Origin of the sequence: Caballeronia sp. LjRoot31, assembly GCF_964253885.1 — a bacterium.
Lineage (GTDB): Bacteria > Pseudomonadota > Gammaproteobacteria > Burkholderiales > Burkholderiaceae > Caballeronia.
In genome coordinates this window covers 3,703,009-3,728,845 of the sequence record NZ_CAXURX020000001.1, presented here as the reverse complement: position 1 = coordinate 3,728,845, position 25,837 = coordinate 3,703,009, and the positions used below count along the sequence as shown (strand labels likewise).

The following is a 25,837-nucleotide window of genomic DNA, read 5'->3' as shown; positions in this document are numbered from 1 at the left end:
GTTGCGCGCAGGGCGCGGCGACCCCTCTTTCGTCACGATAAGCGTTGACGGACTGAGACTGCTAACGTTTGCATCGCTTCTTTTGAGACTTTTTCACGCTTGTTTCGTGCCCACCGGCATCGGCGCTTTTTAAGCTCTTCATCCCTTTACGTTAGCCACTTGGACGAATGGTGGCAACCACTCCCGCTGCCCACAATCGTTTCATTGCCGGCGCCCGAACGGTTCGGTGCGCGGCCTGAAAAAAGAGAGGGTGAGCATGGGTACGGAAACACTATTGCGCGGATCGGTCCTGACCGTTACGCGCCGGTTCGCGGCGGGTATCGACATTACCGAAGGGGTTTTAAGACTCGCTGTAGTCAGCAAGCGCTTGCATGCGAATCGGCCAGTTTGCGTCGAGCGGCTGGAGGAGGTTCTGCTTGAACCGGGCGTGGTGATAGGCGGGGATTTCATTGACCGGACAGCTATCACGGCGGCGTTGCGAGAAGCATTTTCGCGGCTGCCCGCGCGAGGCGCACTACGTTCGCTGCGGTGTGCAATGGCGTTGCCGGCGTCGGCAACACTGACTACGCGCATATCGCTGGCGAGGCTGACACAGACGAGCCAGGTTTCAATTTCAGCGTCGGCGGGGCGCGATCCACGCGGCTTGCTTGAACCGGCTGTGCTGGCAGAAGCCGAGCGCGTGGCGGGGATCGAGCGCGGCGCTCTCGCGGTCGACTGGTCCATCCAGATGCTCGAGAACGGCGACGCTGAGGTGTCAATTGCTGCCACCGGGCGGCAATACGTGGAGTCGCGCGTGGAGACGGCGGCGGCCGCGAACATCGTGCTGAGTGCAATCGATGGTGAGCCGGGCGCTGCGCTGCGCGCGTTGCGTTATTCGGCTGCTATGGAGATTGATCCGTTGGAACGTTATGTCGCGTGCTGGGTGGAAAGTGCGGGACTGCATGCATGGCTTGTCGGCGAGGAGGGCGTGGAGAACGAGGTGCGTTACCCGTCGCCAGAATATTCGAGCGCGACTGAAGCGCTGACCGATCTGGTTGGCGACGACTTGCCGGTGCACTGGATTTATATCGGCGGAGATATCGACCTGCTGAATCGCGCAGGCGTTTCCACGCCAATGCTGGCCTCATTGTTCGGCTGCCCGGTCATGCCGTTTGAATGCGCGCCGTTTTGCAATGGCGCGCAAAGGGTGGATGAACGTCTCGCGCATTCGCCGCTGTTTGCCGTGGCAATGGGGCTTGCGCTGCGCGAGGTAATGCCATGAGCACCGTCAGTTTGCATGCCTTCAATCTGCTGCCGTACAGGTCGGGTGCGCGTCGTCGAGCCCGCAACCGGGCGCTGGCGCTGCTCGCGGGCGCGGGTCTGGCGGGGTGTGCCGCGGTCGGCGCAGTGGCGGGCTGGGATGCGTTGGAGCGAGTGCATATAGAAGAGAAACGAGACTCGCTCGAGGTAGCGCTGCGGCAATTGGGTGCGCCGATCGCTGAGCATGCGCGGCTGGTCGAGGCTCAAGCGCTGGAGCGGAGGGCACAGAGCGCCGCCGTGCCGTTAGCTGAACCGCGCGCCCGGTTTCTCGGCTTGCTCGATGCGCTCGCGCGGGGGACATCGCAGGGGAATATCGGCTTGCAGCGGGTGACGCAGCGCGTGAGCGAGGTGGAGCTTGCCGCCAGCGCGCCGGATTCGCACACGGCGGCCGCGTGGCTGAAAGCGCTTGAAAAAGTGACGGGCGTGAGGGCCGTGGAGATCGTGGAAATGCACCGGCGGGTCGTTGCTGTGCGGCCTCCAGCAATAGCCGTCGCGCAACCTGCTGCGGCGAATTCGCAGGGCAAGACGAGCCCCTACGATTTCATCGCGGTCGTGCGATGGACGCAGAGCACCAGCGGGGACGCAGCGCCGAAGGTGCTGAAGGCCGCTAGACGAGAGGCGTCGTCGAAGCCGAAAGCAGCAAGCCGGAGCACGCGATGAACCGCCTCGCTAAATCTTCCCATGGGTTTCAATTGCTACAGCCTCTGGATGCCTGGAGCGGTTATCGGATCGCGCTCACGGGCGTCGTGATCGGCTTGCTGGTATTTGCTGCTGGCGTGTCGTTGTGGCGGTCCTCCGATCTCAGCGGCACGGAAGCCAGCCGTTTGGCGTCGCACGAAGCGCAGCAACGCCTGGACCGGGCACAAGCAATGACTGCGCAGTTGCCCGTGATGCGCGCGCGTTCAGGCGATGGTGCACCGCTCGTCCGTTGGACCGTTGCCGACGCACTTCACGAGCTGACTGCACTCGCCGCTCAGAGCGGCTTGCGGATCGGCATGATCGAACCGTCGGCGCAGAAGGGCGACGGGATCGAGATCGAGCGGCCGCTGAAATTTCGCGCCGAAGGTTCGTTTGGCGAGATCAGGCGGTTTCTCGACGCGCTGGAAGGGCTGCCAAGACTCGTCGTTCCGGCAGACGTGCAAATGAAACGAGTGCCGAACGCGCTTTCCCTAGAAGCTACGCTCAGAGTATTCGAGGATCTTCCGGCGATCACGCGGCCGGAGCCGTCACGCCGGGACGGGTTTGCTGTCGATCCGTTTGGTGTGAAGAACGGTGCAGGCGCGGGCGATGGAGGCGCGATGCTTCTTGTTGGCACTTTGCGTGCTCGGCGTCGCGGGATGGCATTGGTAGAGACGGCTGCGGGAGTCGATGGATTTCTGCCGGGCCAGATGATTGGCGACGAGCGGCTTGGCAATGTCCGTTCGCGTTCGATCGAGCTCAGTCGTCCTGACGGGGTCGTGCGCACGATTGGTTTCGCGGATGACCGGCCATGAAGACGCTGCGGTTTTTGCGGCTGTTAAGCCGTTCGGTGAGCGTGACGCTTCGGGTTGCTCGCGGGGCGGCGGTCGGAGGCGCGTTCTCGTTGCGGTGGCGAATTTGCGCGCGTGGTATCGCGACCGTCTTGCTGCTGGGGACTGTCACTGCCCACGCCGCACTGCCCCCTTTGCCACCCCTGCCCGAGCCGTTTCCCGAGACCTTGCCCACGGACCAGTTCGCGGTTGAGGTTCCTGCGGCCGTCGTTGCGCAGGCGCCCGATGACGACACAGCCTGGCTGACGCCAGCCACAACGCCCACAACGCCCGCTCCAGTGGCCGCACCTGATGTCACGCCCGCGCTAGAGGGGCCGCCGACGCCATTGCCACCTGTTGAGCGTATGAGCCGTGGGCCGGCGGACCCTGCCGTCACGTCGCTTGATGACGGCAAACCGATCTCGCTGAACCTGAAAAATGCCGACTTGAGCGCCGTGCTGCAAACCTTCGCGAAGTTTTCAGGCGTGAACATTGTCGCGAGCGAGAAGATCCGCGGGCTGGTCTCGCTGAATCTCGTCGACGTGCCGTGGCGGCGGGCGTTCGACACGCTGCTCGACGTCCACGGCCTCGCGATGGAGCGCCACGGCGAGGTCATCTGGGTTGCGCCGCTTAGCGAACTGGCGGCGCGCGAGCGCCTTCGTTACGAAGCTCACGCCCGTGCAGCCGATCTCGAGCCGCTCGCCAGCCGCACCTTCGTTCTGCGCTATCCGCGTGCCGACGACGTTCGCAAGCTCCTGACGGGTTCGGGCAGCCAGCGGGTGTTATCGAAGCGCGGTTCTGTCATGGCTGATGCCCGCACCAACCTGCTTTTCGTCACTGACCTTGAGGCCCGCGTCACGCAGATCGCCGAGCTGATTGCGCGGATCGACCAGCCGACGCCCCAGGTGATGATCGAGGCCCGCATTGTGGAGGGCGACACCGGGTTTTCGCGCAATCTCGGGGTGAAACTGTCAATGACGCCCACCGGCGACTCCACCGCACACGGTCTTGTGGCGGGTGCGGACGGCGCGGTGTTCGATTTATCGGCGCGGCCGATTGGCGGGTTTGACGCCGCGACCGCCGGCCTGACGCTATTCGCCGCGCAGGCTACGCGTTTGCTGAACGTCGAGTTGAGCGCGCTCGAAAACGAAGGCCGTGGCGAGATTGTGTCGAGTCCCCGCGTGATCACGGCGGATCGCGTGAAGGCGGTGGTCGAGCAAGGCACGGAGTTGCCGTATCAGGCGAAAGTGGGCAATGGCGTATCGGGCGTCCAGTTTCGCCGGGCCGCGCTGAAACTGGAGGTCGAGCCCCAAATTACGCCGCATGGCCACGTGATCCTTGATCTCGATGTATCGAAGGACAGCGTCGGCGAGCAGACGGCAGCCGGCCCGGCAATCAACACCAAGCACGTCCAGACGCGCGTGGAGGTGGAGGACGGCGGCACGGTGGCAATCGGCGGGATATATTCCTCCGATGAGCGCGAGGACGTCACGAGGGTCCCGCTGCTCGGTAAAATCCCTGTATTGGGCTGGCTTTTTCGTCATACCGCGCGCCGCAATTCACGCAGCGAACTGGTCATTTTCATTACCCCGCATATCGTTCCGGCGCGTCTGTGAGGGCCGCCGGCAAGCCTTTCCGACTCGACAAACCGGCCCTTTTGCCCTTAAGCTCCCGCACGAACGGGACCAGAATCGGGACCGGAATCAATGCACAAGGAAGCGAGTTGGAAGCCGGGCAAGCGAACGCGAACGTATTTTTTGTCGGACTCATGGGGGCAGGCAAGACCACCGTGGGGCGGGCGGTCGCGCGCCGGTTACAGCGTTCTTTCATCGATTCCGACCACGAAATCGAGGCGCGTACGGGCGCGCGCATCCCGGTAATCTGGGAGGTCGAGGGCGAGGATGGCTTCCGGCAGCGCGAAGCGGATGTGATCGACGAGTTGTCGCGGCGCGAGAATATTGTGCTGGCAACCGGCGGCGGCGCGATTCTCCGGGCGGAGAATCGGGAACATCTGAAGAGTCGCGGGCTGGTGATCTACCTGCGCGCCACGCCGCATGAATTGTGGCAACGCACGCGGCGCGATAAAAACCGGCCGCTGCTGCAGACCGACGATCCGCGCGGCAAGCTGGAAGCGCTCTACAAGGCGCGTGATCCGCTGTATCAGGAGTGCGCGCATTTCATCGTGGAAACCGGCCGGCCGACCGTGAATAACCTCGTCAACATGGTGTTGATGCAACTGGAGATGGCCGGCATCGCCAAGCCGGCTACGTCATAATGTCCGCCATGATTACCGTCAAAGTCGAACTGGGCGATCGCGCCTACCCCATCCATATTGGCGCCGGGCTGATTGGCCGGACCGACCTGTACGCACCGCATATTGCGGGCTCGTCGGTCGCCATTGTCACCAACACGACTGTCGATCCGCTCTACGGCGATGCGCTCCGCGCTGCCCTCGCGCCGCTCGGCAAGAAAGTCACGACCATCGTTTTGCCCGATGGCGAGGCGCACAAGAATCTCGAGACGCTCAACCAGATTTTCAGCGCGCTGCTGACCGAACGCGCCGACCGCAAGACCACGCTGATTGCGTTGGGCGGCGGGGTGATCGGCGACATGACGGGTTTTGCCGCGGCCAGTTATATGCGCGGCGTGCCTTTTATCCAGGTGCCGACCACGCTGCTCGCGCAGGTCGATTCGTCGGTAGGCGGGAAGACGGGCATCAATCATCCGCTCGGCAAGAACATGATCGGCGCGTTTTATCAGCCGCAAGCGGTCATCGCGGACATAGGGGCGCTGCAGACGCTGCCGGCGCGCGAACTTGCCGCGGGTATCGCGGAAGTGATCAAGACGGGCGCCATTGCGGACAGCGAGTTCTTCGAGTGGATCGAGGCGAACATCGGGGCGTTGAACGCGTGTGATCCGGCCGCTCTTACGCATGCGGTGAAGCGCTCGTGCGAGGTGAAGGCTTCGGTTGTCGCTGCAGACGAACGCGAAGGCGGCTTGCGCGCCATTCTCAATTTCGGCCACACATTCGGTCATGCAATTGAGGCTGGCCTTGGTTACGGCGAATGGCTGCATGGAGAGGCAGTCGGTTGCGGCATGGTGATGGCAGCGGATCTGTCGGTGCGGCTTGGCCGGCTCGACGAAACTTCACGTGAGCGGCTCACGCGGTTGATCGCTGCGGCGAAGCTCCCGGTCAAGGCGCCGGCGCTTGGCGCGGATCGGTATATCGACTTGATGAAGGTCGACAAGAAAGCCGAAGCAGGTGAGATCAAATTCATCCTGCTCGAGCGTTTCGGTAATACGAAGATCACGGGTGCACCCGACGAGGCAGTGCGCGCAACGCTTGCGGCCAGCGTCTGAGCGGCTGCGTTCAGCAGTGGGTCGTTGCGACGAAGCTCAGTCGCGAGACGTCCGGGTTCACCAATGCGCTGAATGTCGTTCGTGGCCACGGCGCGAAGAACACCATCGCTCATGCTAACAAGTGAGCCGCACTACTTCCGGATGTTGAAGCCGTTCGCGCTGGCTTCGTTGATGCTGTTTTGAGGCGCGGCCATCGCCATGAAGAAGATGATGGTGAGTCGGAGCAACTGCCAAGCCGCGAGAGATGAAAGTTTCGGCCTTCGCGCTGATTTTCCCTGACGCTGTGCTGAGGCAAAACCGTTGCCGCAGAAAATACGACCAAGCCAAGACCCAAGCAAAAACAACAAGGCAACGATGATTCGGAGCAGCCGGTGAGCGACAAGACATTCCAGTTTTCCAGCATCACGCCGACGTCCTTCGCGCTTGAGGCGCATCTCGCGCCGTATGCCGCGCATTCGGCCGAGTCGCGTGGCCGCCGCTTCGAAGAAAAACCGCCCGTCGCACGCACCGAGTTCCAGCGCGACCGCGATCGCATTGTTCACTCCACGGCGTTCCGTCGCCTCGAATACAAGACGCAGGTTTTCGTGAACCACGAGGGCGACCTGTTTCGCACACGCCTGACGCACAGCCTGGAAGTCGCGCAGATCGCCCGTTCCGTGGCGCGTAACCTGCGCGTGAACGAAGACCTGGTTGAAGCCATTTCGCTGGCGCACGATCTTGGCCATACGCCGTTCGGCCATGCCGGACAAGATGCACTGAATGAATGCATGCGCGACCACGGCGGCTTCGAGCACAACCTCCAGAGCCTTGTGGTGGTCGATGAACTGGAAGAACACTACGGCGCGTTCGACGGCCTGAATCTCTGCTTCGAAACCCGCGAGGGCATTCTTAAACACTGCTCGCATGAAAATGCGCTGAAGCTCGGCGCGTTGGGTGAACGTTTTCTGACTCGCAAGCAGCCGTCGATAGAAGCCCAGATCGCAAACGTAGCCGACGAAATCGCCTACAACAATCATGACGTCGACGACGGGCTTCGCTCCGGCCTGATCACGCTCGATCAACTGGCCGATGTCGCGTTGTGGCAGACGCACTACGAAGCGGCGCGCGGCGAGTATCCGGGTATTGAAGGGCGAAGACTGATTCACGAGACCATCCGCCGGATCATCAACGCGTTGATCGTGGATCTGATCGAGTCGACGAGCGAGAACCTGGCGCGGTTGAATCCGCAATCAGTCGATGACGTGCGCGACGCCCCGGCGCTGGTCACGCACAGCGAGACAGTTGCCGCCCAGGCTACCGAGCTCAAGCGCTTTCTTTACAAGAATCTATACCGCCATTACCAGGTGATGCGGATGGCTAACAAAGCGGGGCGCGTGGTGAGCGGGCTTTTCAAAGCGTTCAACGACGACCCGCGCCTGCTGCCGCCGGCGTATCAGGCACGCGGACCGATCGCGGAAGAGTCCGCCAATGACCCCCGCGGCAGCGAGACTGCTTCGGGCGGCACGCAAGCACGCCTGATCGCGCATTACATCGCGGGCATGACGGATCGTTACGCCTTAAAAGAATATGGACGTCTGTTCGTCATCGACGACAATTAGAATCCCGCGTTCCAGGCGCGTTCGCGTTTGTTCCAACCAAAAAACTCCACCGGGGTTCAAGGAGAGGTTACTCATGAGTAGTCGCAAGTTGCTGGTCGGCGCCTTTTCCATCGCCGCCATATTCGCCTTTGGCGCCAGTCAGGCGCAGGCCGCCACTGAAATCCAGTTCTGGCACGCCATGGAATCTGCGCTCGGCGAGCGCGTGAACGACATCGCAAACGACTTCAACGCGTCGCAGAGCGATTACAAGATCGTGCCGGTCTTCAAGGGCAGCTACGACCAGACGCTGGCTGCGGGTATTGCGGCGTATCGCAGCGGCAACGCGCCGGCCATCCTGCAAGTGTATGAAGTCGGTACCGCTACGATGATTCAGGCCAAGAAAGCGGTCATTCCCGTTTCCGATGTCTTCAAGCAAGCCGGCGTTCCGCTCGACGAAAAGGCATTCGTTCCGACCATTGCAAGCTATTACAGCGACTCGAAGACCGGCCACCTGATCTCGATGCCGTTCAACAGTTCGACGCCCGTCCTCTATTACAACAAGGACATGTTCAAGAAAGCCGGTATCGATCCGACCCATCCGCCGAAAACCTGGGACGAACTCGAAGCCGATGCGAAAAAGCTGAAGGCGGCCGGCATGTGCGGTTATTCATCGGGCTGGCAGAGCTGGATTCAGTTGGAGAACTACAGCGCATGGCACGGCCTGCCATTTGCATCGGAGAATAATGGCTTCGACGGCACCAACGCCGTGCTCGAATTCAACAAACCGCTGCAGATCGCGCACATCCAGCGCCTGCAGAACATGGCGAAGGACGGCACGTTCACGTATGTCGGCCGGAAGGACGAGGCGGTATCGAAGTTCTATAGCGGCGATTGCGGCATCGTGACCAACTCGTCCGGCTCGTTGGCCAACATCAAGAAATACGCGAAGTTCAATTTCGGCACGGGCATGATGCCGTACGACCAGAGCGTGAAGGGCGCACCGCAGAACGCGATTATCGGCGGCGCGAGTCTTTGGGTGCTGGCTGGCAAGGATCCGGCAACGTACAAGGGCGTCGCCAAGTTCCTGGCGTACCTGACCTCGCCGGCAGTGGCAGCTAAATGGCATCAGGACACGGGTTATCTGCCGGTCACGACCGCCGCGTACGAACTGACGCAAAAGCAGGGCTTCTACGACAAAAACCCCGGCGCCGATACCGCGATCAAACAGATGCTGAACAAGCCGCCCCTGCCTTTCACGAAGGGCTTGCGTCTGGGCAACATGCCGCAGATCCGCACGATTGTCGACGAAGAACTCGAGCAAGTCTGGGCGGAAAAGAAAACGCCGAAGGACGCGCTTGATTCGGCGGTGTCGCGCGGCGACGACCTGCTGCGCCGCTTCGAAAAGGCTGGAAACTAAACTCGCCATGGAAAAACGATCGCGGTTCAATACGAGCCTGCTGCCTTATCTGCTGGTCGCGCCGCAACTCGCCATCACCGCGCTCTTTTTCCTGTGGCCGGCCGGCGAGGCGCTATGGCAGGCCACGCAGACCCAGGACGCGTTCGGTACATCGAGCGAGTTTGTCGGGCTGGCGAATTTCAAGCAGATATTCACCGATCCGCTTTACCTTGCGTCGTTCAATACGACCATCATCTTCTGCACGCTCGTCACCGTGTCAGGTCTGGTGATCTCGCTGCTGTTGGCCGCGTGCGCCGATCGGGTGACAAGAGGCCGGAAGCTGTATCAGACGCTGTTGATCTGGCCATACGCGGTCGCGCCGGCGATTGCCGCCGTGCTGTGGTCGTTCCTGTTCAATCCGAGCATTGGTTTGGTGACGTATGCGCTCGCGAAATACGGCATTGTCTGGAACCACGCGCTCAACGGTTCCCAGGCCATGTTCCTGGTCGTGCTGGCGTCGGTGTGGAAGCAGGTCAGCTATAACTTCCTGTTCTTCTACGCCGGGCTGCAGGCAATCCCGCGTTCGCTGATCGAAGCGGCGGCCATTGACGGCGCCGGGCCCGTGCGGCGGTTCTTCGGAATCGCGCTGCCGTTGCTCTCGCCAACCAGTTTCTTCCTGCTGACCGTGAACGTGGTCTACGCCTTCTTCGATACCTTCCCCGTCATCGATGCAGCCACCGGCGGCGGTCCGGCGCAGTCCACAAAAACGCTCATCTACAAGATTTTCACCGAGGGTTTCCAGGGGCTCGATATCGGCAGTTCCGGCGCGCAGTCGGTCGTGCTGATGGTGATCGTGGTGGCGCTGACTGTCGTGCAATTCCGCTTTATTGAACGTCGGGTGCAGTACTCATGATCGAGAACCGTCGCGGTTTTGACCTGTTTTGCCACGCGGTGCTGATCGTGGGCGTGGTGCTGGTCGTGTTTCCGGTGTACATCGCTTTCTGCGCGGCCACCATGAGCGAAGCGGAAGTTTTCAGCGTGCCGCTTTCGCTGGTTCCGAGTACGCATTTGTTCGAGAACATAGTGAATATCTGGACGCACGGCAGCGGCAACGCCGCGGCGCCGTTCGGCCACATGTTGCTGAATAGCCTGGTCATGGCGCTGGTGATTTCGATCGGCAAGATCGCTATCTCCATGTTGTCGGCCTACGCCATTGTGTTCTTTCGCTTCCCGTTTAAAAACCTGGCCTTCTGGCTAATCTTCATCACGCTGATGCTGCCGGTGGAAGTACGGATTTTCCCGACGGTTCAGGTAGTTTCATCGATGCATCTCAGCAACACGTACGCCGGCCTGACGCTGCCGCTGATTGCATCGGCGACGGCGACTTTCCTGTTCCGCCAGTTCTTCATGACGCTGCCCGATGAGCTGATGGAGGCGGCGCGCATCGACGGCGCCGGGGCATTGCGGTTCTTGTGGGACGTGGTGCTGCCGCTGTCGAAGACGAACATTGCCGCGCTGTTCGTGATCACGTTCATCTATGGCTGGAACCAGTATTTGTGGCCGATCCTGATCACCAGCGACCAGTCGTTGCAGACCGCGGTGGTTGGCATCAAGAGCATGATCGCTTCAGGAGACACCGCCACGGAGTGGCATCTGGTCATGACCGCCACGCTGCTGGCCATGTTGCCGCCGCTCGCGGTTGTACTGACGATGCAGCGCTGGTTCGTGCGCGGTCTCGTCGATTCCGAAAAATAACGGAGGCTCGTTCAATGATCCTTGAAGTTGCTCAATTGCCGGTGAAGGCGGCCGAAGAGGCCGCGTTTGAAGCCGCGTTTGCTCAGGCCGAAAAGATTATCTCGGCGCAACCGGGCTATCTCTCGCACGAACTGGTGCGTGGCGCCGACGCGGACAACGGCTCGCATTACGTGTTGCTCGTGCGCTGGGAAACGGTCGCGGCGCATCAGGAAGGTTTCCGCAATTCCGCCGGCTACCAGACGTGGCGCGAGTTGCTGCATAAATTCTATGAACCGGGTGTCGCGGTCGCGCATTTTGCGACGGTCGCGGGCGCCCTTAAATGAAGGCGGGTCGATGGCTGCACTGAGCCTTCAAGGCGTCAAGAAAACCTACGACAGCAAGCAGTTTGTCTTGCATGGCATCGACGTGGAAGTGACGGACGGCGAATTCGTCGTGATGGTCGGCCCGTCGGGCTGCGGGAAATCGACTTTGCTGCGGATGGTCGCGGGGCTGGAAAGCGTGTCCGAAGGGACGATTTCCATCGGCGAGAAGGTGGTGAACAGGCTGGAGCCGAAGGACCGGGACATCGCGATGGTGTTCCAGAACTACGCGCTGTATCCGCATATGAGCGTCGCGCAGAACATGGCGTATGCGCTGAAGATCGGCGGTGTTGGCAAGTCTGAAATCGACCGGCGTGTGCAAAATGCCGCGAAGATACTGGAACTCGAACCGTTGCTCGCACGCAAGCCGCGCGAGTTGTCCGGCGGCCAGCGGCAACGCGTGGCAATGGGCCGCGCGATCGTGCGCGAACCGGCCGTGTTCCTGTTCGACGAACCGCTGTCCAACCTCGATGCCAAGCTGCGCGTGCAAATGCGGCTGGAGATCCAGCGGCTGCACGCGCGTCTTGCGACCACGAGCCTGTACGTCACGCACGACCAGATCGAGGCGATGACACTCGCGCAGCGCGTGATCGTGATGAATCGCGGCCGGGCTGAGCAGATCGGGCCGCCGACCGAAGTCTACGAGCGGCCGGCGACGGTGTTCGTGGCAAGCTTTATCGGCTCACCGGCCATGAATCTGCTGGAAGGCCGTGTGTCGGATGACGGATCGGGCTTCGATGTCGCCGGTAACGGGCCACGCCTGCCGCTCGCGGGCATGCAGTCGTTGCAACAGGATCTGAAGGGCCGCGAGTGGGTGCTGGGCATTCGGCCGGAACACATGCTGCCGGAGCAGCAGAGCGCGCATGTCACGTTGACGGTCGATTCCTGCGAACTCCTCGGTGCCGATAACCTCGCGCATGGCCGTTGGGGCAAACACGACGTCGCGGTGCGTTTGCCGCACGAACATCGTCCGGCGCGCGGCGAGGCGCTGGAAGTAGCGCTGCCGGCTCATCGTCTGCACATCTTCGATCCGGCGACGGGCTTGCGCGTCAATTAATAGGAAAAGCGATGAAAATCTGGCCTTATCCGCGCATCGTTGCGCATCGTGGCGGCGGGAAAGTCGCGCCGGAAAACACGCTCGACGGTATTGATACCGGTGCGCGTCTCGGTCTGAAAATGATCGAATTCGATGCGAAGTTATCGGCGGATAACGTCGTGTTTTTGCTACACGACGATCTCGTCGATCGCACGTCGAACGGGCGCGGCGCGGCGAAAAATCTTCGCTACGAAGAACTCGAGCAACTCGATGCCGGAAGCTGGTTCGATCCGAGTTTCGCCGGTGCGCGCATGCCAACGCTCGCTCAGGTCGCGGAACGGTGTTTTTCGCACGGGTTAGCCGCGAATATCGAAATCAAGCCGTGCGAAGGGCGCGATGTTGAAACGGGCGTTTTAGTGGCGCAGGAAGCTGCGCGGCTGTGGTCAGGAGCAGAACCGGCGCCGTTGTTGTCGTCGTTTTCCTACGCTGCGCTCGAGGCCGCCGCGGGAGCTGCGCCCGATCTGCCGCGCGGCATGCTCTATGAAGCCATTCCCAGCGACTGGCGCGCCCAAACCGCGGCGTTGGCGTGCGTGTCGCTGCATGCGGATCACACGACGCTGGACGAGCGTCTGGTCGCCGAGATCAAGGATTCCGGCTTGCGGATACTGGCCTATACCGTCAACGACCCGGAGCGGGCGCGCGAGCTTGCCGCATGGGGCGTGGACGCGATCTGCACGGACCGGATCGATGTGATCGGCGCGGATTTTCTGGACTGAGCGGAAACGCGTGAACGAGTAAAAACGCGCGCGGAAGTAATTCCAGCGCGCGTTTTTTCATCGATACAAGCAAAAGGCTTATCGGGCGCGGGCCAGCAACACGCCTGCCACCAGCGCCAGGCCGCCCACCAGGGCAATGGTTTGCCATGGTTTGTCGTGAATATAGGTGTCCGCATCGGCCAGGGCCGTATTCGCGCGAGCGCGTACCGCGTCGTGCGTATTATTCAACCGCTCGCGTGCCGAATCCACGCTCTTGCTCAATTGAGCCCGCAGCGCGGCGACGTCGGCCGACGTCCCTTCCGACAGTGTTTCTTCAATCTCCGAAATCAGCGTGCGTAATTCGCCGCCAATGTCCTGCGCCGCGTCGCGGCTGTGACGCGAAATGCGGCGCGCACGGCGGCTGGTGGAGTTCCATGAATCTCCGATGGCATCTCGCGTATTGGGGAATGCGTTCATAGGATCGCTCCGTCGATGGATGAATCGTGGGATGGGCCGCGAAAGTGCGGAAAAACAAAAGGTGAGCAAGTTGGATGCCGATTCGGCCGCCGCGTTCAACATTGCACGCTCGAGCCTTGCCACACAAGGCATCTCGCGAAAACGAGAAAATCAGGAAAAGTAGAAACTGCCCGGCCAGGCTCGGAAAAGTACGTGCTGCGCGTCATATTTACAAGCGCTGAAACACAAACGCCGTTACGAGGATTCCCCGCAACGGCGTTTGTGTTTGTTCTTGGCTTGCTTTGACGGAACAGCGTAAAAACAGAAGGGGTGTCGGCGTTTAGAACCGAGTTTAGAACCGCGTTTAGAACCGATACCCGACGTTCAGGTACGTCACGATCGGGTTCAGCTTCAGCTTTGCCTCCGACTTCACGGTGAGCTGGCCAACCGGCGTCTGCGCCTGGGTTGTCAGCTTCGCCGTGGCATGGAGCGGCACGAACGAGAGGGAGAAACCGGCGAACCAGTGATCGTTGAACGCGTATGTAAGGCCTGCATTAAACACGGGAGCCCACGAACTATCCGTCGATACGTCGGTCGGACCATGCAGTACGTTGGCTTCGAAAGCGGTGTTCGTGATCTTTGCGTCCGAGAACCACACGCGCGTCACGCCAATACCCACATACGGGCGAATCTTCGATTGCGGTTGCATGAAGTAGTACTTCAGCAGCAGCGTCGGGCTCCACTGCTTGGCCGTGCCGAGCGTGCCGTATTGCGAATACGACTTTTCGCCTTTCAGGTCGAACGAGGGCGGAATGCCGATAACGAATTCGCCGGCAATATGGTCGGTGACAAAGTAGCCGGCGGTGAAGCCTGCGGTGTCGGCGTTAGAGAGGCTCGCGCCGGTGTTGGGTACTTCAATGCCGACTGCCGATCCACCCACGCTCGTTTCCTTGAGCGGTCCGCTACTGGAAATAGGAGCGAAATGGAACCAGCCTGTAGTGACGTAGAAAGTGTTTGCTGACTGGGCATGTGCTGCGCCAGACACGCACGCGAATGCGGCGATCCCCGTAACAACCCGTTTTATTTTCATTGAGTGCTCCTCCGAAAAAGCACGCTAATTATGAACAGAACATTTGAAACAAACCATGCTTCGCCTCAGAGCGTTTTCCCTAAGAAGAATGCTGGCTCCGATTGGGTTAGCGAGCTGCCGGGCTCCTGATTTTCCCGGCTGATGCATGGGTTGCTGCCTATCTCGCACGACTTGAACGAAAAATTTCAAGGTGGCCCAGAATGTGGCTTTGACGGACCGCCGGAATACCCCGAACCCGACCAACGCTCGACCAACGGAAAATCCAGCATGGCACGGCTTGCACGACTCTACGTTCCCGAACAGCCGCAGCACGTCATCTTGCGCGGTCTCGATCAGCAGCCCGCTTTCGTCGAAGCTCCGGACTATGAGCTTTTCATCGAATGCCTGCGCACCGCCTCCCGCGACCACCATCTCGCCATCCACGCTTATGCGCTGATGCCAGGCGCGGTGCATCTGCTCGTCACTCCCCGCGACGAAGCCAGTCTCCCGAAAGCCATGCAGGCTGTCGGCCGGCGCTACGTCGCGCATTTCAATCGTCGTTATGCCCGCCGCGGCACCTTGTGGGAAGGCCGCTACCGGGCAACGGTGATCGAAGGCGAAACCTACTTCCTGCTCGCGAGCCGGGTAGTCGAGATGGCGCCGGTGCATGCCGGCCTCGCGGCCCTCCCGCAAGACTACAAATGGTCCAGCTACCGCCATCACATCGGCTTGACGCTCGACAGCCTCATCACCGACCACCCGCTGTACTGGAAGCTCGGCAATACGCCGTTCGAACGCCAGCGCGCTTATACAGAGCTGTGCGAGCAGCCGCTCGATGAACGCGAAGCCAACCGGCTGCTTCAGGCGACGCTCAAGGGCTGGGTGCTCGGCAGCGACTCCTACAGGGAGTGGGCAGGACGCGCCGCCAACCGGCGCGTCTCACCGTTGCCTCGCGGCCGCCCCCGCAAGATTCGCGAGACTCCTCAGACGCGTTAACGGTGTTTTTGCGCCGGAACTGAAGAATGACTGAACGGCATGACGACAAAAATCGGGATGCCGTTTATTTTTTGCCTTGCTTGATGTGGACCTAATTAAATGGGGCAATCATGCACCAACTCGATAATAGGTGTCAGATCAACGCGTTTTGGTTGCCAAGTTTTTGATTCATCGCGTATATTTCGTTTTCCGGCAGTTCAGGACGCATCGCGTCTGTTTGCACGACCGGCTTCGCGTTTTTCGCCCAGGTTCAGGGTCTTGGCCTGCCGGAGGCGCGAGCAACGCACGTAAGCAATGCACGTAAGCCCAAAGCAAGAACATGTTCAACGGCCGCCCGCGGCCCCCCACAGAACACGGTGACCCATGAACGATCAACTGCCGCCGACTCTCGGTTCCGCTCCCGCCGCGCAGGGCATGTACGACCCCGAAAACGAACACGACTCCTGTGGCGTCGGCTTCGTTGCGCACATCAAGGGCAAGAAGCGCCACGAAATCATCCAGCAGGGTCTGAAGATTCTCGAAAACCTCGACCATCGCGGCGCTGTCGGCGCGGACAAGCTGATGGGCGACGGCGCGGGCATCCTGATCCAGATCCCGGACGGGTTTTATCGCGAGGAAATGGCGAAGCAGGGTGTGACGCTGCCGCCGGAAGGCGAGTACGGCGTCGGCATGATCTTCTTGCCGAAGGAAAACGCATCGCGTCTCGCGTGCGAGCAGGAGCTGGAGCGCACGGTGAAGGCCGAAGGTCAGATCGTGCTGGGCTGGCGCGATGTGCCGGTGGACGCAACCATGCCCATTTCGCCCACCGTGAAGGCCAGCGAGCCGCTGATCCGGCAGATTTTTATCGGCCGGGGCAAGGACATTGTCGTGACCGATGCGCTCGAGCGGAAGCTGTACGTGATCCGCAAGACCGCCAGCCATCGGATCCAGGCGCTCAAGCTCAAGCACGGCAAGGAATACTTCGTGCCGTCCATGTCGGCGCGTACGGTCGTCTATAAGGGCCTGCTGCTGGCCGGTCAGGTTGGCGTGTATTACCGCGACCTGCAGGACGAACGTACCGTGTCGGCACTCGCGCTCGTGCACCAGCGCTTCTCCACCAACACGTTCCCTGCGTGGGAACTCGCGCACCCGTACCGGATGATTGCGCACAACGGTGAAATCAACACCGTGAAGGGCAACGTCAACTGGCTGAACGCGCGTACCGGCGCGATCGCCAGCTACGTGCTGGGCGACGACCTGCCGAAGCTCTGGCCGCTGATCTACCCGGGCCAGTCGGACACGGCATCGTTCGATAACTGCCTTGAACTCCTGGTCATGGCGGGTTATCCGCTCGTCCACGCAATGATGATGATGATTCCCGAAGCCTGGGAACAGCACACGCTGATGGACGACAACCGCCGCGCGTTCTACGAATATCACGCTGCCATGATGGAGCCGTGGGATGGCCCCGCCGCAATCGCGTTCACGGACGGCCGCCAGATTGGCGCCACGCTCGACCGCAACGGCCTGCGTCCGGCGCGCTATGTCATCACCGACGACGACCTCGTGATCCTCGCATCGGAATCGGGCGTGTTGCCGGTGCCGGAATCGAAGATCGTGAAGAAGTGGCGTCTGCAGCCGGGCAAGATGTTCCTGATCGACATGGAGCAAGGCCGGATCATCGACGACAAGGAACTCAAGGACAACCTCGCGAACGGCAAGCCGTACAAGAGCTGGATCGACGCCGTGCGCATCAAGCTCGACGAGATCGAGCCGAAGGCGGAAGAAGTCGATACACAGCGTCGTGAAGCAGCCGCTTTGCTGGATCGTCAGCAGGCGTTCGGCTACACGCAGGAAGACGTCAAGTTCCTGATGGCGCCCATGGCGCAGTTGGGCGAAGAAGCCGTTGGCTCCATGGGCAATGACTCGCCGCTGGCGGTGATGTCGAACAAGAACAAGACGCTGTATCACTACTTCAAGCAGCTCTTCGCGCAAGTCACGAACCCGCCGATCGACCCGATTCGCGAGAACATGGTGATGTCGCTGGTGTCGTTCGTCGGCCCGAAGCCGAACCTGCTAGACACGACCAACATTAACCCCACGATGCGTCTCGAAGTCTCGCAGCCCGTGCTCGACTTCAAGGACATCGCGAAGATTCGCGCCATCGATAAATACACCGGCGGCAAGTTCAGCTCGTATGAACTGAGCATCTGCTATCCGGTGGTGTGGGGCAACGAAGGCGTGGAAGCGCGCCTGGCTTCGCTGTGCGCGGAAGCGGTGGATGCGGTCAAGTCCGGCTACAACATGCTGATCGTCTCCGATCGCAAGATGGACCGAGACAACCTGGCTATTCCGGCGTTGCTCGCTACGTCTGCCATCCATACGCATCTCGTGCAGCACGGTCTGCGCACGAGCACGGGTCTGGTCGTGGAAACGGGCTCGGCGCGCGAGACGCATCACTTCGCGCTGCTCGCCGCGTACGGCGCGGAAGCCGTGCATCCGTACCTCGCGCTGGAAACGCTCGCACAAATGGCCGAAGGCCTGAAGGGCGATCTTTCCGCCGATAAAGCCATCTACAACTACACGAAGGCCGTGGGCAAGGGCTTGTACAAGGTCATGTCGAAGATGGGCATTTCCACGTACATGTCGTACACCGGCGCGCAGATTTTCGAAGCGGTCGGGCTCTCCAGCGAACTCGTGGAGAAGTACTTCAAGGGCACGGCGTCGAAGGTCGGCGGGATCGGCATTTTCGAAGTGGCTGAGGAAGCGATTCGCCTGCATCGTGAGGCGTTTGGCGAGAACCCCGTGCTCGCGACCATGCTCGATGCGGGCGGTGAATACGCGTATCGCGTGCGTGGTGAAGAGCACATGTGGACGCCTGACGCTATCGCCAAGCTGCAGCATTCCACGCGCAGCAACTCGTACCAGACGTACAAGGAATACGCGCACCTGATCAACGACCAGACCAAGCGTCACATGACGTTCCGTGGTTTGTTCGAGTTCAAGGTCGATCCGGCGAAGGCGATTCCTTTGGACGAAGTGGAACCGGCGAAGGAAATCGTCAAGCGTTTCGCGACCGGCGCCATGTCGCTGGGTTCGATCAGCACCGAAGCGCACGCCACGCTGGCTGTGGCCATGAACCGTATCGGCGGGAAGTCGAACACGGGTGAGGGCGGTGAAGACGCGAACCGGTATCGCAACGAACTTCGCGGCATTCCGATCAAGAACGGCGACACGATGCGCTCCGTGATTGGCGATGAAGTCGTCACCGATATCCCGTTGAAAGACGGCGATTCGCTGCGCTCGAAGATCAAGCAAGTGGCGTCCGGACGCTTCGGCGTGACGGCGGAGTACCTGTCGTCGGCGGATCAGATCCAGATCAAGATGGCGCAGGGCGCGAAGCCGGGCGAAGGTGGTCAGCTGCCGGGTCATAAGGTCAGCGATTACATCGGCAAGTTGCGGTACTCGGTGCCGGGCGTGGGCCTGATTTCGCCGCCGCCGCACCACGATATTTATTCGATCGAAGACCTGGCGCAGCTTATTCACGACCTGAAGAACGTGAACTCGTCGTCGAGCGTCTCGGTGAAGCTGGTCTCGGAAGTGGGTGTGGGAACCGTTGCCGCGGGCGTTGCGAAAGCGAAGGCCGATCACGTCGTGATCGCCGGTCACGATGGCGGCACGGGCGCTTCGCCGTTGTCATCGCTGAAGCATGCCGGTACGCCGTGGGAACTCGGTTTGGCCGAAACGCAGCAAACGCTGGTGCTTAACCGCCTTCGCGGCCGTATCCGCGTGCAGGCCGATGGCCAGATGAAGACCGGCCGCGACGTGGTGATCGGTGCGCTGCTCGGCGCCGATGAGTTCGGTTTCGCGACCGCGCCGCTCGTCGTGCAGGGCTGCATCATGATGCGCAAGTGTCACCTGAACACGTGCCCGGTCGGCGTCGCGACGCAAGATCCCGTGCTGCGCGCCAAGTTCACGGGGCAGCCGGAACATGTGGTGAACTTCTTCTTCTTTATCGCGGAAGAAGTGCGCGAAATCATGGCGCAACTGGGTATCCGCAAGTTCGATGACCTCATCGGCCACGCCGAATTGCTCGATACGAAGAAGGGCGTCGAGCACTGGAAGGCTAAGGGCCTGGATTTCTCGAAGGTGTTTTATCAAGTGCCGAACGACGGCAGCATCGCGACGAAGCACGTCGAGACGCAGGATCATGGGCTTGAGAAGGCGCTCGATCATGTGCTGATCGAGAAGTCGAAGGCGGCGATCGAGAAGGGCGAGCACGTGTCGTTTATCCAGCCGGTGCGCAACGTGAACCGCACGGTGGGCGCGATGTTGTCCGGTTTGATCGCACGGAAGTACGGTCACGACGGCCTGCCCGACGACTCGATTCATATCCAGTTGAAGGGCACGGCGGGCCAGAGTTTCGGTGCATTCCTGGCGAAGGGCATCACGCTGGATCTCGTCGGCGATGGCAACGACTACGTCGGCAAGGGTCTGTCGGGCGGACGCATCATCATTCGCCCGACTAACGACTTCCGGGGCAAGTCGGAGGAAAACATCATCTGCGGCAACACGGTGTTGTACGGCGCGATTGAAGGCGATGCGTATTTCCGGGGCGTAGCGGGCGAGCGTTTCGCCGTGCGTAACTCGGGTGCGACCGCAGTTGTGGAAGGCACGGGCGACCACGGTTGCGAATACATGACTGGCGGCACGGTGGTCGTGCTCGGCGAAACCGGGCGCAACTTCGCGGCGGGCATGTCGGGCGGCGTGGCGTTCGTCTTCGATGCCGACGGCACGTTCAGCGGCAAGTGCAACAAGGCGATGGTCGCGCTTGATCCTGTCTTGCAGCAGGCAGAACAGGAACGTACGGTGGACCGGGCTTTGTGGCACGCCGGCAAGACCGACGAAGCGTTGCTCAAGGACCTGATCGAGCGGCACTTCCAGTCCACCGGTTCGACGCGTGCGAAAGCGCTGCTCGAGAACTGGGATGCGTCGCGCCGTCAATTCGTGAAGGTGTTCCCGACGGAATACAAGCGAGCGCTCGGCGAGATGGGCGCAAAAAAAGCAAAAGACGCGATCGCGGCCTGAGCTTCCTTCCGTTTCCGATGACTAGTACGGCCCTTCGGCGTTAGACGCCGAAGGGTGGATCAACCCCCAATACAGAGAAAGAGAACCACATGGGCAAGGCAACCGGTTTTCTCGAGTTCGAGCGCCAGCATGAGACGTACGAAGCGCCGCTCGCACGCGTCAAGCATTACAAGGAATTCGTTCACGCGCTGTCGGACGAGAACGCGAAGATCCAGGGCGCGCGCTGCATGGATTGCGGCATTCCGTTCTGCAACAACGGCTGTCCGGTGAACAACATCATTCCGGACTTCAACGACCTGGTGTTCCAGCAGAACTGGAAGACGGCCATTGAAGTGCTGCATTCGACGAACAACTTCCCGGAGTTCACCGGGCGCATTTGTCCGGCGCCGTGTGAGACGGCTTGCACGCTCGGTATCAACGATGATCCGGTCGGCATCAAGTCGATCGAACACGCGATCATCGATAAAGCCTGGGCCGAAGGCTGGGTCGCACCCTTGCCGTCCAAGCACAAGACTGGCAAGAAGGTTGCGGTGGTCGGATCGGGTCCCGCCGGATTGGCCGCTGCGCAGCAACTGGCGCGTGCGGGGCATGACGTGACGGTGTTCGAGAAGAACGATCGGATTGGTGGATTGCTGCGGTATGGCATCCCCGATTTCAAGCTCGAAAAGTGGCTGATCGATCGCCGCATGCGGCAGATGGAAGCCGAAGGCGTCGCGTTCCGGACGAATGTTTTTATCGGTAAGGATCCGTTGCCGGGGCATATCGCGAATTCATCGCGTGAAACCATTTCGCCCGATGAGTTGCGTGAGCAATTCGATGCTGTTGTCATTGCAGGCGGCTCGGAAACGCCGCGCGATTTGCCGGTGCCTGGGCGTGAAATGCAGGGCATCCATTACGCGATGGAATTCCTGCCGCTGCAGAACAGGGTCAATGCGGGTGACTCAGTCGTCGATCAGTTGATTGCCAAGGGCAAGCACGTTGTGGTGATCGGTGGCGGCGATACGGGTTCGGATTGCGTCGGGACATCGAATCGGCATGGCGCGAAAAGCGTGACGCAGTTCGAGTTGCTTTCGCAGCCGCCTGAAGTCGAGAACAAGCCGCTGGTGTGGCCGTACTGGCCGATCAAGTTGCGCACGTCGTCGTCGCATGAGGAAGGTTGCGAGCGTGATTGGTCTGTGGCGACCAAGCGCTTCGAAGGCAAGAACGGCAAGGTTGAAAAGCTGATCGCGGTGCGCGTGGAATGGAAGGACGGGAAGATGCAGGAAGTGGCGGACTCGGAGTTCGAAATGAAAGCCGATCTGGTGCTGCTCGCGATGGGATTTACGCAACCCACGTCGCCGGTGCTTGAGGCGTTTGGCGTGGATAAGGACGCGCGCGGGAATGTGAAGGCTTCGACCGAAGGGGAGAAGGCATACTTTACGTCGGTGCCGAAGGTGTTCACCGCCGGCGATATGCGGCGCGGTCAGTCGCTGGTTGTGTGGGCGATTCGTGAAGGACGGCAGTGCGCGCGGTCGGTCGATGCGTTTTTGATGGGGTCTAGCGAGTTGCCGCGATAAGATTTTTCTCGTGGGATGTTCGTTGAAAAACCGGGTTCGGGGTTTGAGCCCGGTTTCAGTAGACCATCTGCCGAAAGGCGGCGCATGGCACATAAGCAGGCCGTTTTAACGCAAGTTAAAACGGCCTCGTTTTTATCCTCAAGAAACTCACCCCGTCACCGCACCAAGCGCCTTCCCCCGCGTTTCCGGCAACAACAACGCCGCAACAATCACCAACAAATACCCCGTCCCTGCCACCACGCCCATCGCTTTGACCAGCGACATTCCCTGTGAAAGCACGCCGACAAGAATCGGGAAAAACGAGCCGAGCCCGCGCCCGAGGTTATAACAAAACCCTTGTCCCGAGCCGCGTATCGCATTCGGGTACAGCTCCGATAAATACGCGCCCACGCCCGCAAAAATCCCCTGTACGACAATGCCGAGCGGAAAGCCGAGCAGCAGCATCGTGTGGTCGGTGATGGGGATCATCGTGTAGATCATCCCTAGCAGAAACGAGCCGATAGCAAACAGTACGAACGATGCACGCCGCCCAATCTTGTCGCAGAGAATAGCCCCGAATACATAACCCAAAAACGAGCCGATAATCAGCACTACGAGATAACCGCTCGTATTGAACACGGACAAATGGCGCTCGGTCTTGAGATAGGTCGGCAGCCACGTGGTGATGGCGTAATAACCGCCGAGCATGCCGGTACACAACGCGCTGCCCAGTATCGTGGTCTTGAGGTGCGAGCCTTTGAAGATATCGGAGAACGTAGCGGTTTCAGTGCCGGTATCGCGAGCGCGGCGTGTAGCGAGATAGATGTCCGGGTCGCTGACGTTGCGGCGAATGTAGAGGATCCACAGCGCCGGCAAGATACCGATCCAGAAGCACGCGCGCCACGCGTTATCTTCGGGCAGCAACGCGAAGAACGCCCAGTAGAGGATGGCCGCCGCACCCCAGCCGAATGACCAGCTGCTCTGCACAGTCCCCACGGCTTTCGCCCGATGCTGCGGCGAACGAATGGTCTCGGCCATCATCACGGTGACCACGGACCATTCGCCGCCGAAGCCCACGCCTTGCAGCGTGCGCGTGGCCAGCAACTGTCCGAATGAATGCGTGAAGCCGGAAAGAAACGTGAAGAACGCAAACGTGCCGATCGTCCACTGCAATACGCGGACGCGTCCGTATCGGTCGGAGAGAATGCCGGCGAGCCAGCCGCCAATAGCCGATGAAATCAGCGAGCTCGTCGCGATCATCCCGGCTTCGCTCTTCGTCATGCCCCACGTGGCAATCAGCGTGGGAATGAGGAACGAGTAGATCATGAAGTCGAAGGCATCGACGGCGTAACCGCCGAAACCTGCGTAAAGCGTGCGGCGCTCGCGCGTCGTCAACTCGGTGAACCACTCGAACGCTCGCATCCGGTCTCCCGTTCAAAGCCTGCGATGCAGGCGCCGGGACATTCTACGGTGCGTCGTTCAACGGGAAAAGCAAGTCAAAAAGAACCTGCCCGGTAGCGATTCACTCGGCGTTCGATGCCCGGGGTCACCGGGCATCGAACAAGCGCTTCGCTCTTACACAACCAGGCTTTCAGCCCCCGCGCGCTCGATCTCGATCCGGCTCTCATGGAAGCCACTCACCGACTCACGATGCGCGACGCTGACGATCGCGGCGTTCGGCAACGCGTCGATGATCGCCGTATAGATCAACATCTCGTTCTCGGCGTCGAGCGCACTGGTGGCTTCATCGAGGAACATGAAGTCGGGTTTTTGCAGCAACACGCGGGCCGCCGCGAGCCGCTGTTGTTCACCCGGCGACATCATCTTGGCCCAATGCCCCGACTCCTCCAGACGCGTGCCGTACGCGTTCAGGTTGCAGGCGCGCAAGGCTTCGCGGCAGGCTTCATCTGAGAAGGCTTCCGCAGTCGACGGATAACTCAGCGCCGCCTTCAACGTGCCTATCGGCAAGTAGCTTTGCTGCGGAATGAACATCAGCTTGGCGTCGACCGGGGCGTCGATCGTGCCGTCACCGAACGGCCACAGGCCGGCCAGCGCGCGCATCAACGTACTCTTGCCCGAACCGGACGGGCCTTGCACCAGCCAGCGCGAGCCCGGCTTCACGATCACATCCGCGACGTTCGCGAGCGGCGTACCGTTTGGCAACGAGAGCTTCAGCCCCGTCGTGGTCAGCGCTTTTGTATCCGTGTAATGCAGGTTGATGCCACCGTGGGCAGTCGCCGGCGAAATCGCTTCCTTGATGTGCGTCGAGCGCATCACGCGCTTGAATTCGCGCAACCGGTTCACGGTGGCGCGCCATTCGACCAGGGTCGAGTAACTATTGATGAACCAGGAAAACGAGTCGCTGACTGTGCCGAACGCCGAACTGATCTGCATCAGCACGCCGAACGTGAATGCGCCTGCGAAGTAGCGGGGAGCGGCGACCATGATCGGGAAAATAATCGCGATCTGGCCGTAGAAGGACAGCACGAAGGTCATCCGCCGCGTGTACTTCATGATCTGCCAGTAATTCTGGCGGATCGTTTCGAAGATGGTCCGGGCGTTGGTGTTTTCCGTCGCGATGCCGTCGTAAAACGCGATTTGCTCGGCGTTCTCACGAATGCGGATCAGGCCGAAACGGAAGTTGGCTTCCACTTTCTGCGCCTGGTAATTAATCGATACCAGCGGGTGGCCGAAACGCTGGATTAGCAGCGAGCCGAGCACTGCGTACAGCGCGGCGGCCCAGACCATGTAGCCCGGAATAGTGATCGGCGTGCCGAACAACGAGAAACTCAGCGCGCCAGCCAGCGTCCACAGGATCGTGATGAAGGTGACGAGCGTGACGAGCGTGGACAACAGATCCAGCGACAAAGACAGCGTGGTCGTGGCGAAAGACTGCAGGTCGTCGCTGATCCGCTGGTCGGGGTTATCGGCGAGACGATCGCGTTCTATACGGTAGAAGGCTTTATCGCCGAGCCATTGTTCGAGGTACCGGTGCGTGAGCCATTGGCGCCACCGGAAGCCGAGCATCTGGCGCAGATACCGGCCATACACGGCGAGCAGGATGTACGCGAACGCGAGGCCCGCGAAGATCAGCAGCAAGCGTGGAAACTCGGCGACCCGCTTGGCCTGCAGCGTGTTATAGAAGTCCGCGCTCCAGGTGTTCAGGCGGACATTGATGTACACAACCGTCATGTTGATCGCGATGATCGCGATCAGCAAAAGCCATGCAATGCCGCGTTCTTCCGATACCCAGTAAGGCTTGATAAGACTCCACGCCGACACTTTGTCGGCGTTTTGTTCTGTGTTGCCGGGAGGTGTGGTGGTCATGAGCTTCCTGAAGACGTGCCGGCTCGGCGGCAGGTTGTAACTTGGCGGTATCGTATCGATGCGGAGGGTCCTGCTCCGTCTCAATGATCGTAAGAGGCCATTAAAGACGGCGCGTGCCGGAGCATTGTTTCGGGCGTGGCTTAATTCTTCCTTAATCCTCGCCCGGCTGGCGACCGCCCGCTGATGCAATGCAGCAGCGAGGCGCTTGCCGTACGCGTATGCTGCCGGCCAACCAAGACGAATCGGCGTTCGCGGCATTGTGCCAGAGTGCGCGTACCGCGAACGAAAGGGAAGGCTGTCCGGTCTTGTCCGCGCCGGGTCCCCGGCTTTTCCCGGTTTGCG

At 60.7% G+C, this 25,837-nt stretch carries 20 protein-coding genes; 16 read left to right on the top strand and 4 right to left on the bottom strand.

Features of this window, described 5'->3' with window-relative positions; genetic code table 11:
- Positions 1-256: 256 nt before the first annotated feature.
- The 13 genes from pilM (at position 257) to ugpQ (ending at position 13,066) form a co-directional block, all read left to right on the top strand.
- Positions 257-1,261 (top strand): type IV pilus biogenesis protein PilM, encoded by a 1,005-nt coding sequence (gene pilM / locus ACSQ8V_RS16600; RefSeq protein ID WP_436206384.1) that lies wholly within the window; start codon positions 257-259, stop codon positions 1,259-1,261.
- A complete protein-coding gene (locus ACSQ8V_RS16595) occupies positions 1,258-1,959 on the top strand; it encodes a fimbrial assembly family protein (RefSeq protein ID WP_436206383.1) in 702 nt (233 codons plus the stop codon). The genes pilM and ACSQ8V_RS16595 overlap by 4 nt, the downstream gene beginning before the upstream one ends.
- Positions 1,956-2,792 (top strand): type 4a pilus biogenesis protein PilO, encoded by an 837-nt coding sequence (pilO, locus tag ACSQ8V_RS16590; RefSeq protein WP_436206382.1) that lies wholly within the window; start codon positions 1,956-1,958, stop codon positions 2,790-2,792. Before ACSQ8V_RS16595 ends, pilO begins: the two co-directional genes overlap by 4 nt.
- Positions 2,789-4,423 carry a type IV pilus secretin PilQ gene (locus tag ACSQ8V_RS16585; protein WP_436206381.1) on the top strand — a complete coding sequence of 545 codons (1,635 nt, stop codon included), beginning with the start codon at positions 2,789-2,791 and terminating at the stop codon, positions 4,421-4,423. The genes pilO and ACSQ8V_RS16585 overlap by 4 nt, the downstream gene beginning before the upstream one ends.
- Before the next feature lie 152 nt (positions 4,424-4,575).
- Positions 4,576-5,082 carry a shikimate kinase gene (locus tag ACSQ8V_RS16580; RefSeq protein WP_436206674.1) on the top strand — a complete coding sequence of 169 codons (507 nt, stop codon included), beginning with the start codon at positions 4,576-4,578 and terminating at the stop codon, positions 5,080-5,082.
- 8 nt (positions 5,083-5,090) lie between these two features.
- Positions 5,091-6,167 carry a 3-dehydroquinate synthase gene (aroB, locus tag ACSQ8V_RS16575; RefSeq protein ID WP_213767172.1) on the top strand — a complete coding sequence of 359 codons (1,077 nt, stop codon included), beginning with the start codon at positions 5,091-5,093 and terminating at the stop codon, positions 6,165-6,167.
- 371 nt (positions 6,168-6,538) lie between these two features.
- Positions 6,539-7,765 carry a deoxyguanosinetriphosphate triphosphohydrolase gene (locus ACSQ8V_RS16570; RefSeq protein ID WP_213767130.1) on the top strand — a complete coding sequence of 409 codons (1,227 nt, stop codon included), beginning with the start codon at positions 6,539-6,541 and terminating at the stop codon, positions 7,763-7,765.
- A 73-nt stretch (positions 7,766-7,838) separates the two neighbouring features.
- Positions 7,839-9,161, top strand: a complete 1,323-nt coding sequence (gene ugpB / locus ACSQ8V_RS16565) for a sn-glycerol-3-phosphate ABC transporter substrate-binding protein UgpB (protein ID WP_436182848.1) — start codon at positions 7,839-7,841, stop codon at positions 9,159-9,161.
- Positions 9,162-9,168: 7 nt separating this feature from the next.
- A complete protein-coding gene (gene ugpA / locus ACSQ8V_RS16560) occupies positions 9,169-10,053 on the top strand; it encodes a sn-glycerol-3-phosphate ABC transporter permease UgpA (RefSeq protein ID WP_213767132.1) in 885 nt (294 codons plus the stop codon).
- Positions 10,050-10,895 (top strand): sn-glycerol-3-phosphate ABC transporter permease UgpE, encoded by an 846-nt coding sequence (gene ugpE / locus ACSQ8V_RS16555; RefSeq protein WP_436206380.1) that lies wholly within the window; start codon positions 10,050-10,052, stop codon positions 10,893-10,895. Before ugpA ends, ugpE begins: the two co-directional genes overlap by 4 nt.
- 14 nt (positions 10,896-10,909) lie before the next feature.
- Positions 10,910-11,218, top strand: a complete 309-nt coding sequence (locus tag ACSQ8V_RS16550) for an antibiotic biosynthesis monooxygenase family protein (RefSeq protein ID WP_436206379.1) — start codon at positions 10,910-10,912, stop codon at positions 11,216-11,218.
- Between the two features lie 10 nt (positions 11,219-11,228).
- Entirely contained in the window at positions 11,229-12,311 is a 1,083-nt protein-coding gene (locus ACSQ8V_RS16545; RefSeq protein WP_436206378.1) for a sn-glycerol-3-phosphate import ATP-binding protein UgpC, read from the top strand.
- Between the two features lie 11 nt (positions 12,312-12,322).
- Positions 12,323-13,066 (top strand): glycerophosphodiester phosphodiesterase, encoded by a 744-nt coding sequence (gene ugpQ, locus ACSQ8V_RS16540; protein ID WP_436206377.1) that lies wholly within the window; start codon positions 12,323-12,325, stop codon positions 13,064-13,066.
- Between the two features lie 78 nt (positions 13,067-13,144).
- On the opposite strand, the gene ACSQ8V_RS16535 is transcribed toward ugpQ, so the two are convergent.
- Both ACSQ8V_RS16535 and ACSQ8V_RS16530 read right to left on the bottom strand, forming a co-directional pair.
- Positions 13,145-13,522: a DUF883 family protein gene (locus ACSQ8V_RS16535; protein WP_213767137.1), complete on the bottom strand. Its 378-nt coding sequence runs from the start codon at positions 13,520-13,522 to the stop codon at positions 13,145-13,147.
- A gap of 343 nt (positions 13,523-13,865) precedes the next feature.
- Positions 13,866-14,591, bottom strand: a complete 726-nt coding sequence (locus ACSQ8V_RS16530; RefSeq protein ID WP_213767138.1) for an OmpW/AlkL family protein — start codon at positions 14,589-14,591, stop codon at positions 13,866-13,868.
- 267 nt (positions 14,592-14,858) lie between these two features.
- Here ACSQ8V_RS16530 and ACSQ8V_RS16525 point away from each other — a divergent pair, with 267 nt between their 5' ends.
- The 3 genes from ACSQ8V_RS16525 to ACSQ8V_RS16515 all read left to right on the top strand — a co-directional run bounded on the left by ACSQ8V_RS16525 (position 14,859) and on the right by ACSQ8V_RS16515 (position 22,189).
- The gene (locus ACSQ8V_RS16525) at positions 14,859-15,566 is read left to right on the top strand and encodes a transposase (protein WP_436182843.1); all 708 of its coding nucleotides are present in this window, start codon (positions 14,859-14,861) and stop codon (positions 15,564-15,566) included.
- A gap of 363 nt (positions 15,567-15,929) precedes the next feature.
- On the top strand, positions 15,930-20,633 hold the full coding sequence (locus ACSQ8V_RS16520; protein WP_436206376.1) for a glutamate synthase-related protein: 4,704 nt from the start codon (positions 15,930-15,932) through the stop codon (positions 20,631-20,633).
- A gap of 89 nt (positions 20,634-20,722) precedes the next feature.
- Positions 20,723-22,189, top strand: coding sequence for a glutamate synthase subunit beta (locus tag ACSQ8V_RS16515; RefSeq protein WP_436206375.1), 1,467 nt, complete (start codon positions 20,723-20,725; stop codon positions 22,187-22,189).
- Positions 22,190-22,336: 147 nt separating this feature from the next.
- Here ACSQ8V_RS16515 and ACSQ8V_RS16510 read toward each other — a convergent pair whose 3' ends face one another.
- Together ACSQ8V_RS16510 and ACSQ8V_RS16505 are read right to left on the bottom strand one after the other, a co-directional pair.
- Positions 22,337-23,590, bottom strand: a complete 1,254-nt coding sequence (locus ACSQ8V_RS16510; protein ID WP_436206374.1) for an MFS transporter — start codon at positions 23,588-23,590, stop codon at positions 22,337-22,339.
- 153 nt (positions 23,591-23,743) lie between these two features.
- Entirely contained in the window at positions 23,744-25,495 is a 1,752-nt protein-coding gene (locus tag ACSQ8V_RS16505; RefSeq protein ID WP_213767143.1) for an ABC transporter ATP-binding protein/permease, read from the bottom strand.
- Positions 25,496-25,837: the final 342 nt, after the last annotated feature.

Excerpts from the sequence above, each read along its gene's own strand:
- pilM (WP_436206384.1), top strand. The coding sequence starts at position 257 with ATGGGTACGGAAACACTATTGCGCGGATCGGTCCTGACCGTTACGCGC.
- ACSQ8V_RS16595 (WP_436206383.1), top strand. The coding sequence starts at position 1,258 with ATGAGCACCGTCAGTTTGCATGCCTTCAATCTGCTGCCGTACAGGTCG.
- pilO (WP_436206382.1), top strand. The coding sequence starts at position 1,956 with ATGAACCGCCTCGCTAAATCTTCCCATGGGTTTCAATTGCTACAGCCT.
- ACSQ8V_RS16585 (WP_436206381.1), top strand. The coding sequence starts at position 2,789 with ATGAAGACGCTGCGGTTTTTGCGGCTGTTAAGCCGTTCGGTGAGCGTG.
- ACSQ8V_RS16580 (WP_436206674.1), top strand. The coding sequence starts at position 4,576 with ATGGGGGCAGGCAAGACCACCGTGGGGCGGGCGGTCGCGCGCCGGTTA.
- aroB (WP_213767172.1), top strand. The coding sequence starts at position 5,091 with ATGATTACCGTCAAAGTCGAACTGGGCGATCGCGCCTACCCCATCCAT.
- ugpB (WP_436182848.1), top strand. The coding sequence starts at position 7,839 with ATGAGTAGTCGCAAGTTGCTGGTCGGCGCCTTTTCCATCGCCGCCATA.
- ugpA (WP_213767132.1), top strand. The coding sequence starts at position 9,169 with ATGGAAAAACGATCGCGGTTCAATACGAGCCTGCTGCCTTATCTGCTG.
- ugpE (WP_436206380.1), top strand. The coding sequence starts at position 10,050 with ATGATCGAGAACCGTCGCGGTTTTGACCTGTTTTGCCACGCGGTGCTG.
- ACSQ8V_RS16550 (WP_436206379.1), top strand. The coding sequence starts at position 10,910 with ATGATCCTTGAAGTTGCTCAATTGCCGGTGAAGGCGGCCGAAGAGGCC.
- ACSQ8V_RS16545 (WP_436206378.1), top strand. The coding sequence starts at position 11,229 with ATGGCTGCACTGAGCCTTCAAGGCGTCAAGAAAACCTACGACAGCAAG.
- ugpQ (WP_436206377.1), top strand. The coding sequence starts at position 12,323 with ATGAAAATCTGGCCTTATCCGCGCATCGTTGCGCATCGTGGCGGCGGG.
- ACSQ8V_RS16535 (WP_213767137.1), bottom strand. The coding sequence starts at position 13,522 with ATGAACGCATTCCCCAATACGCGAGATGCCATCGGAGATTCATGGAAC.
- ACSQ8V_RS16530 (WP_213767138.1), bottom strand. The coding sequence starts at position 14,591 with ATGAAAATAAAACGGGTTGTTACGGGGATCGCCGCATTCGCGTGCGTG.
- ACSQ8V_RS16525 (WP_436182843.1), top strand. The coding sequence starts at position 14,859 with ATGGCACGGCTTGCACGACTCTACGTTCCCGAACAGCCGCAGCACGTC.
- ACSQ8V_RS16520 (WP_436206376.1), top strand. The coding sequence starts at position 15,930 with ATGAACGATCAACTGCCGCCGACTCTCGGTTCCGCTCCCGCCGCGCAG.
- ACSQ8V_RS16515 (WP_436206375.1), top strand. The coding sequence starts at position 20,723 with ATGGGCAAGGCAACCGGTTTTCTCGAGTTCGAGCGCCAGCATGAGACG.
- ACSQ8V_RS16510 (WP_436206374.1), bottom strand. The coding sequence starts at position 23,590 with ATGCGAGCGTTCGAGTGGTTCACCGAGTTGACGACGCGCGAGCGCCGC.
- ACSQ8V_RS16505 (WP_213767143.1), bottom strand. The coding sequence starts at position 25,495 with ATGACCACCACACCTCCCGGCAACACAGAACAAAACGCCGACAAAGTG.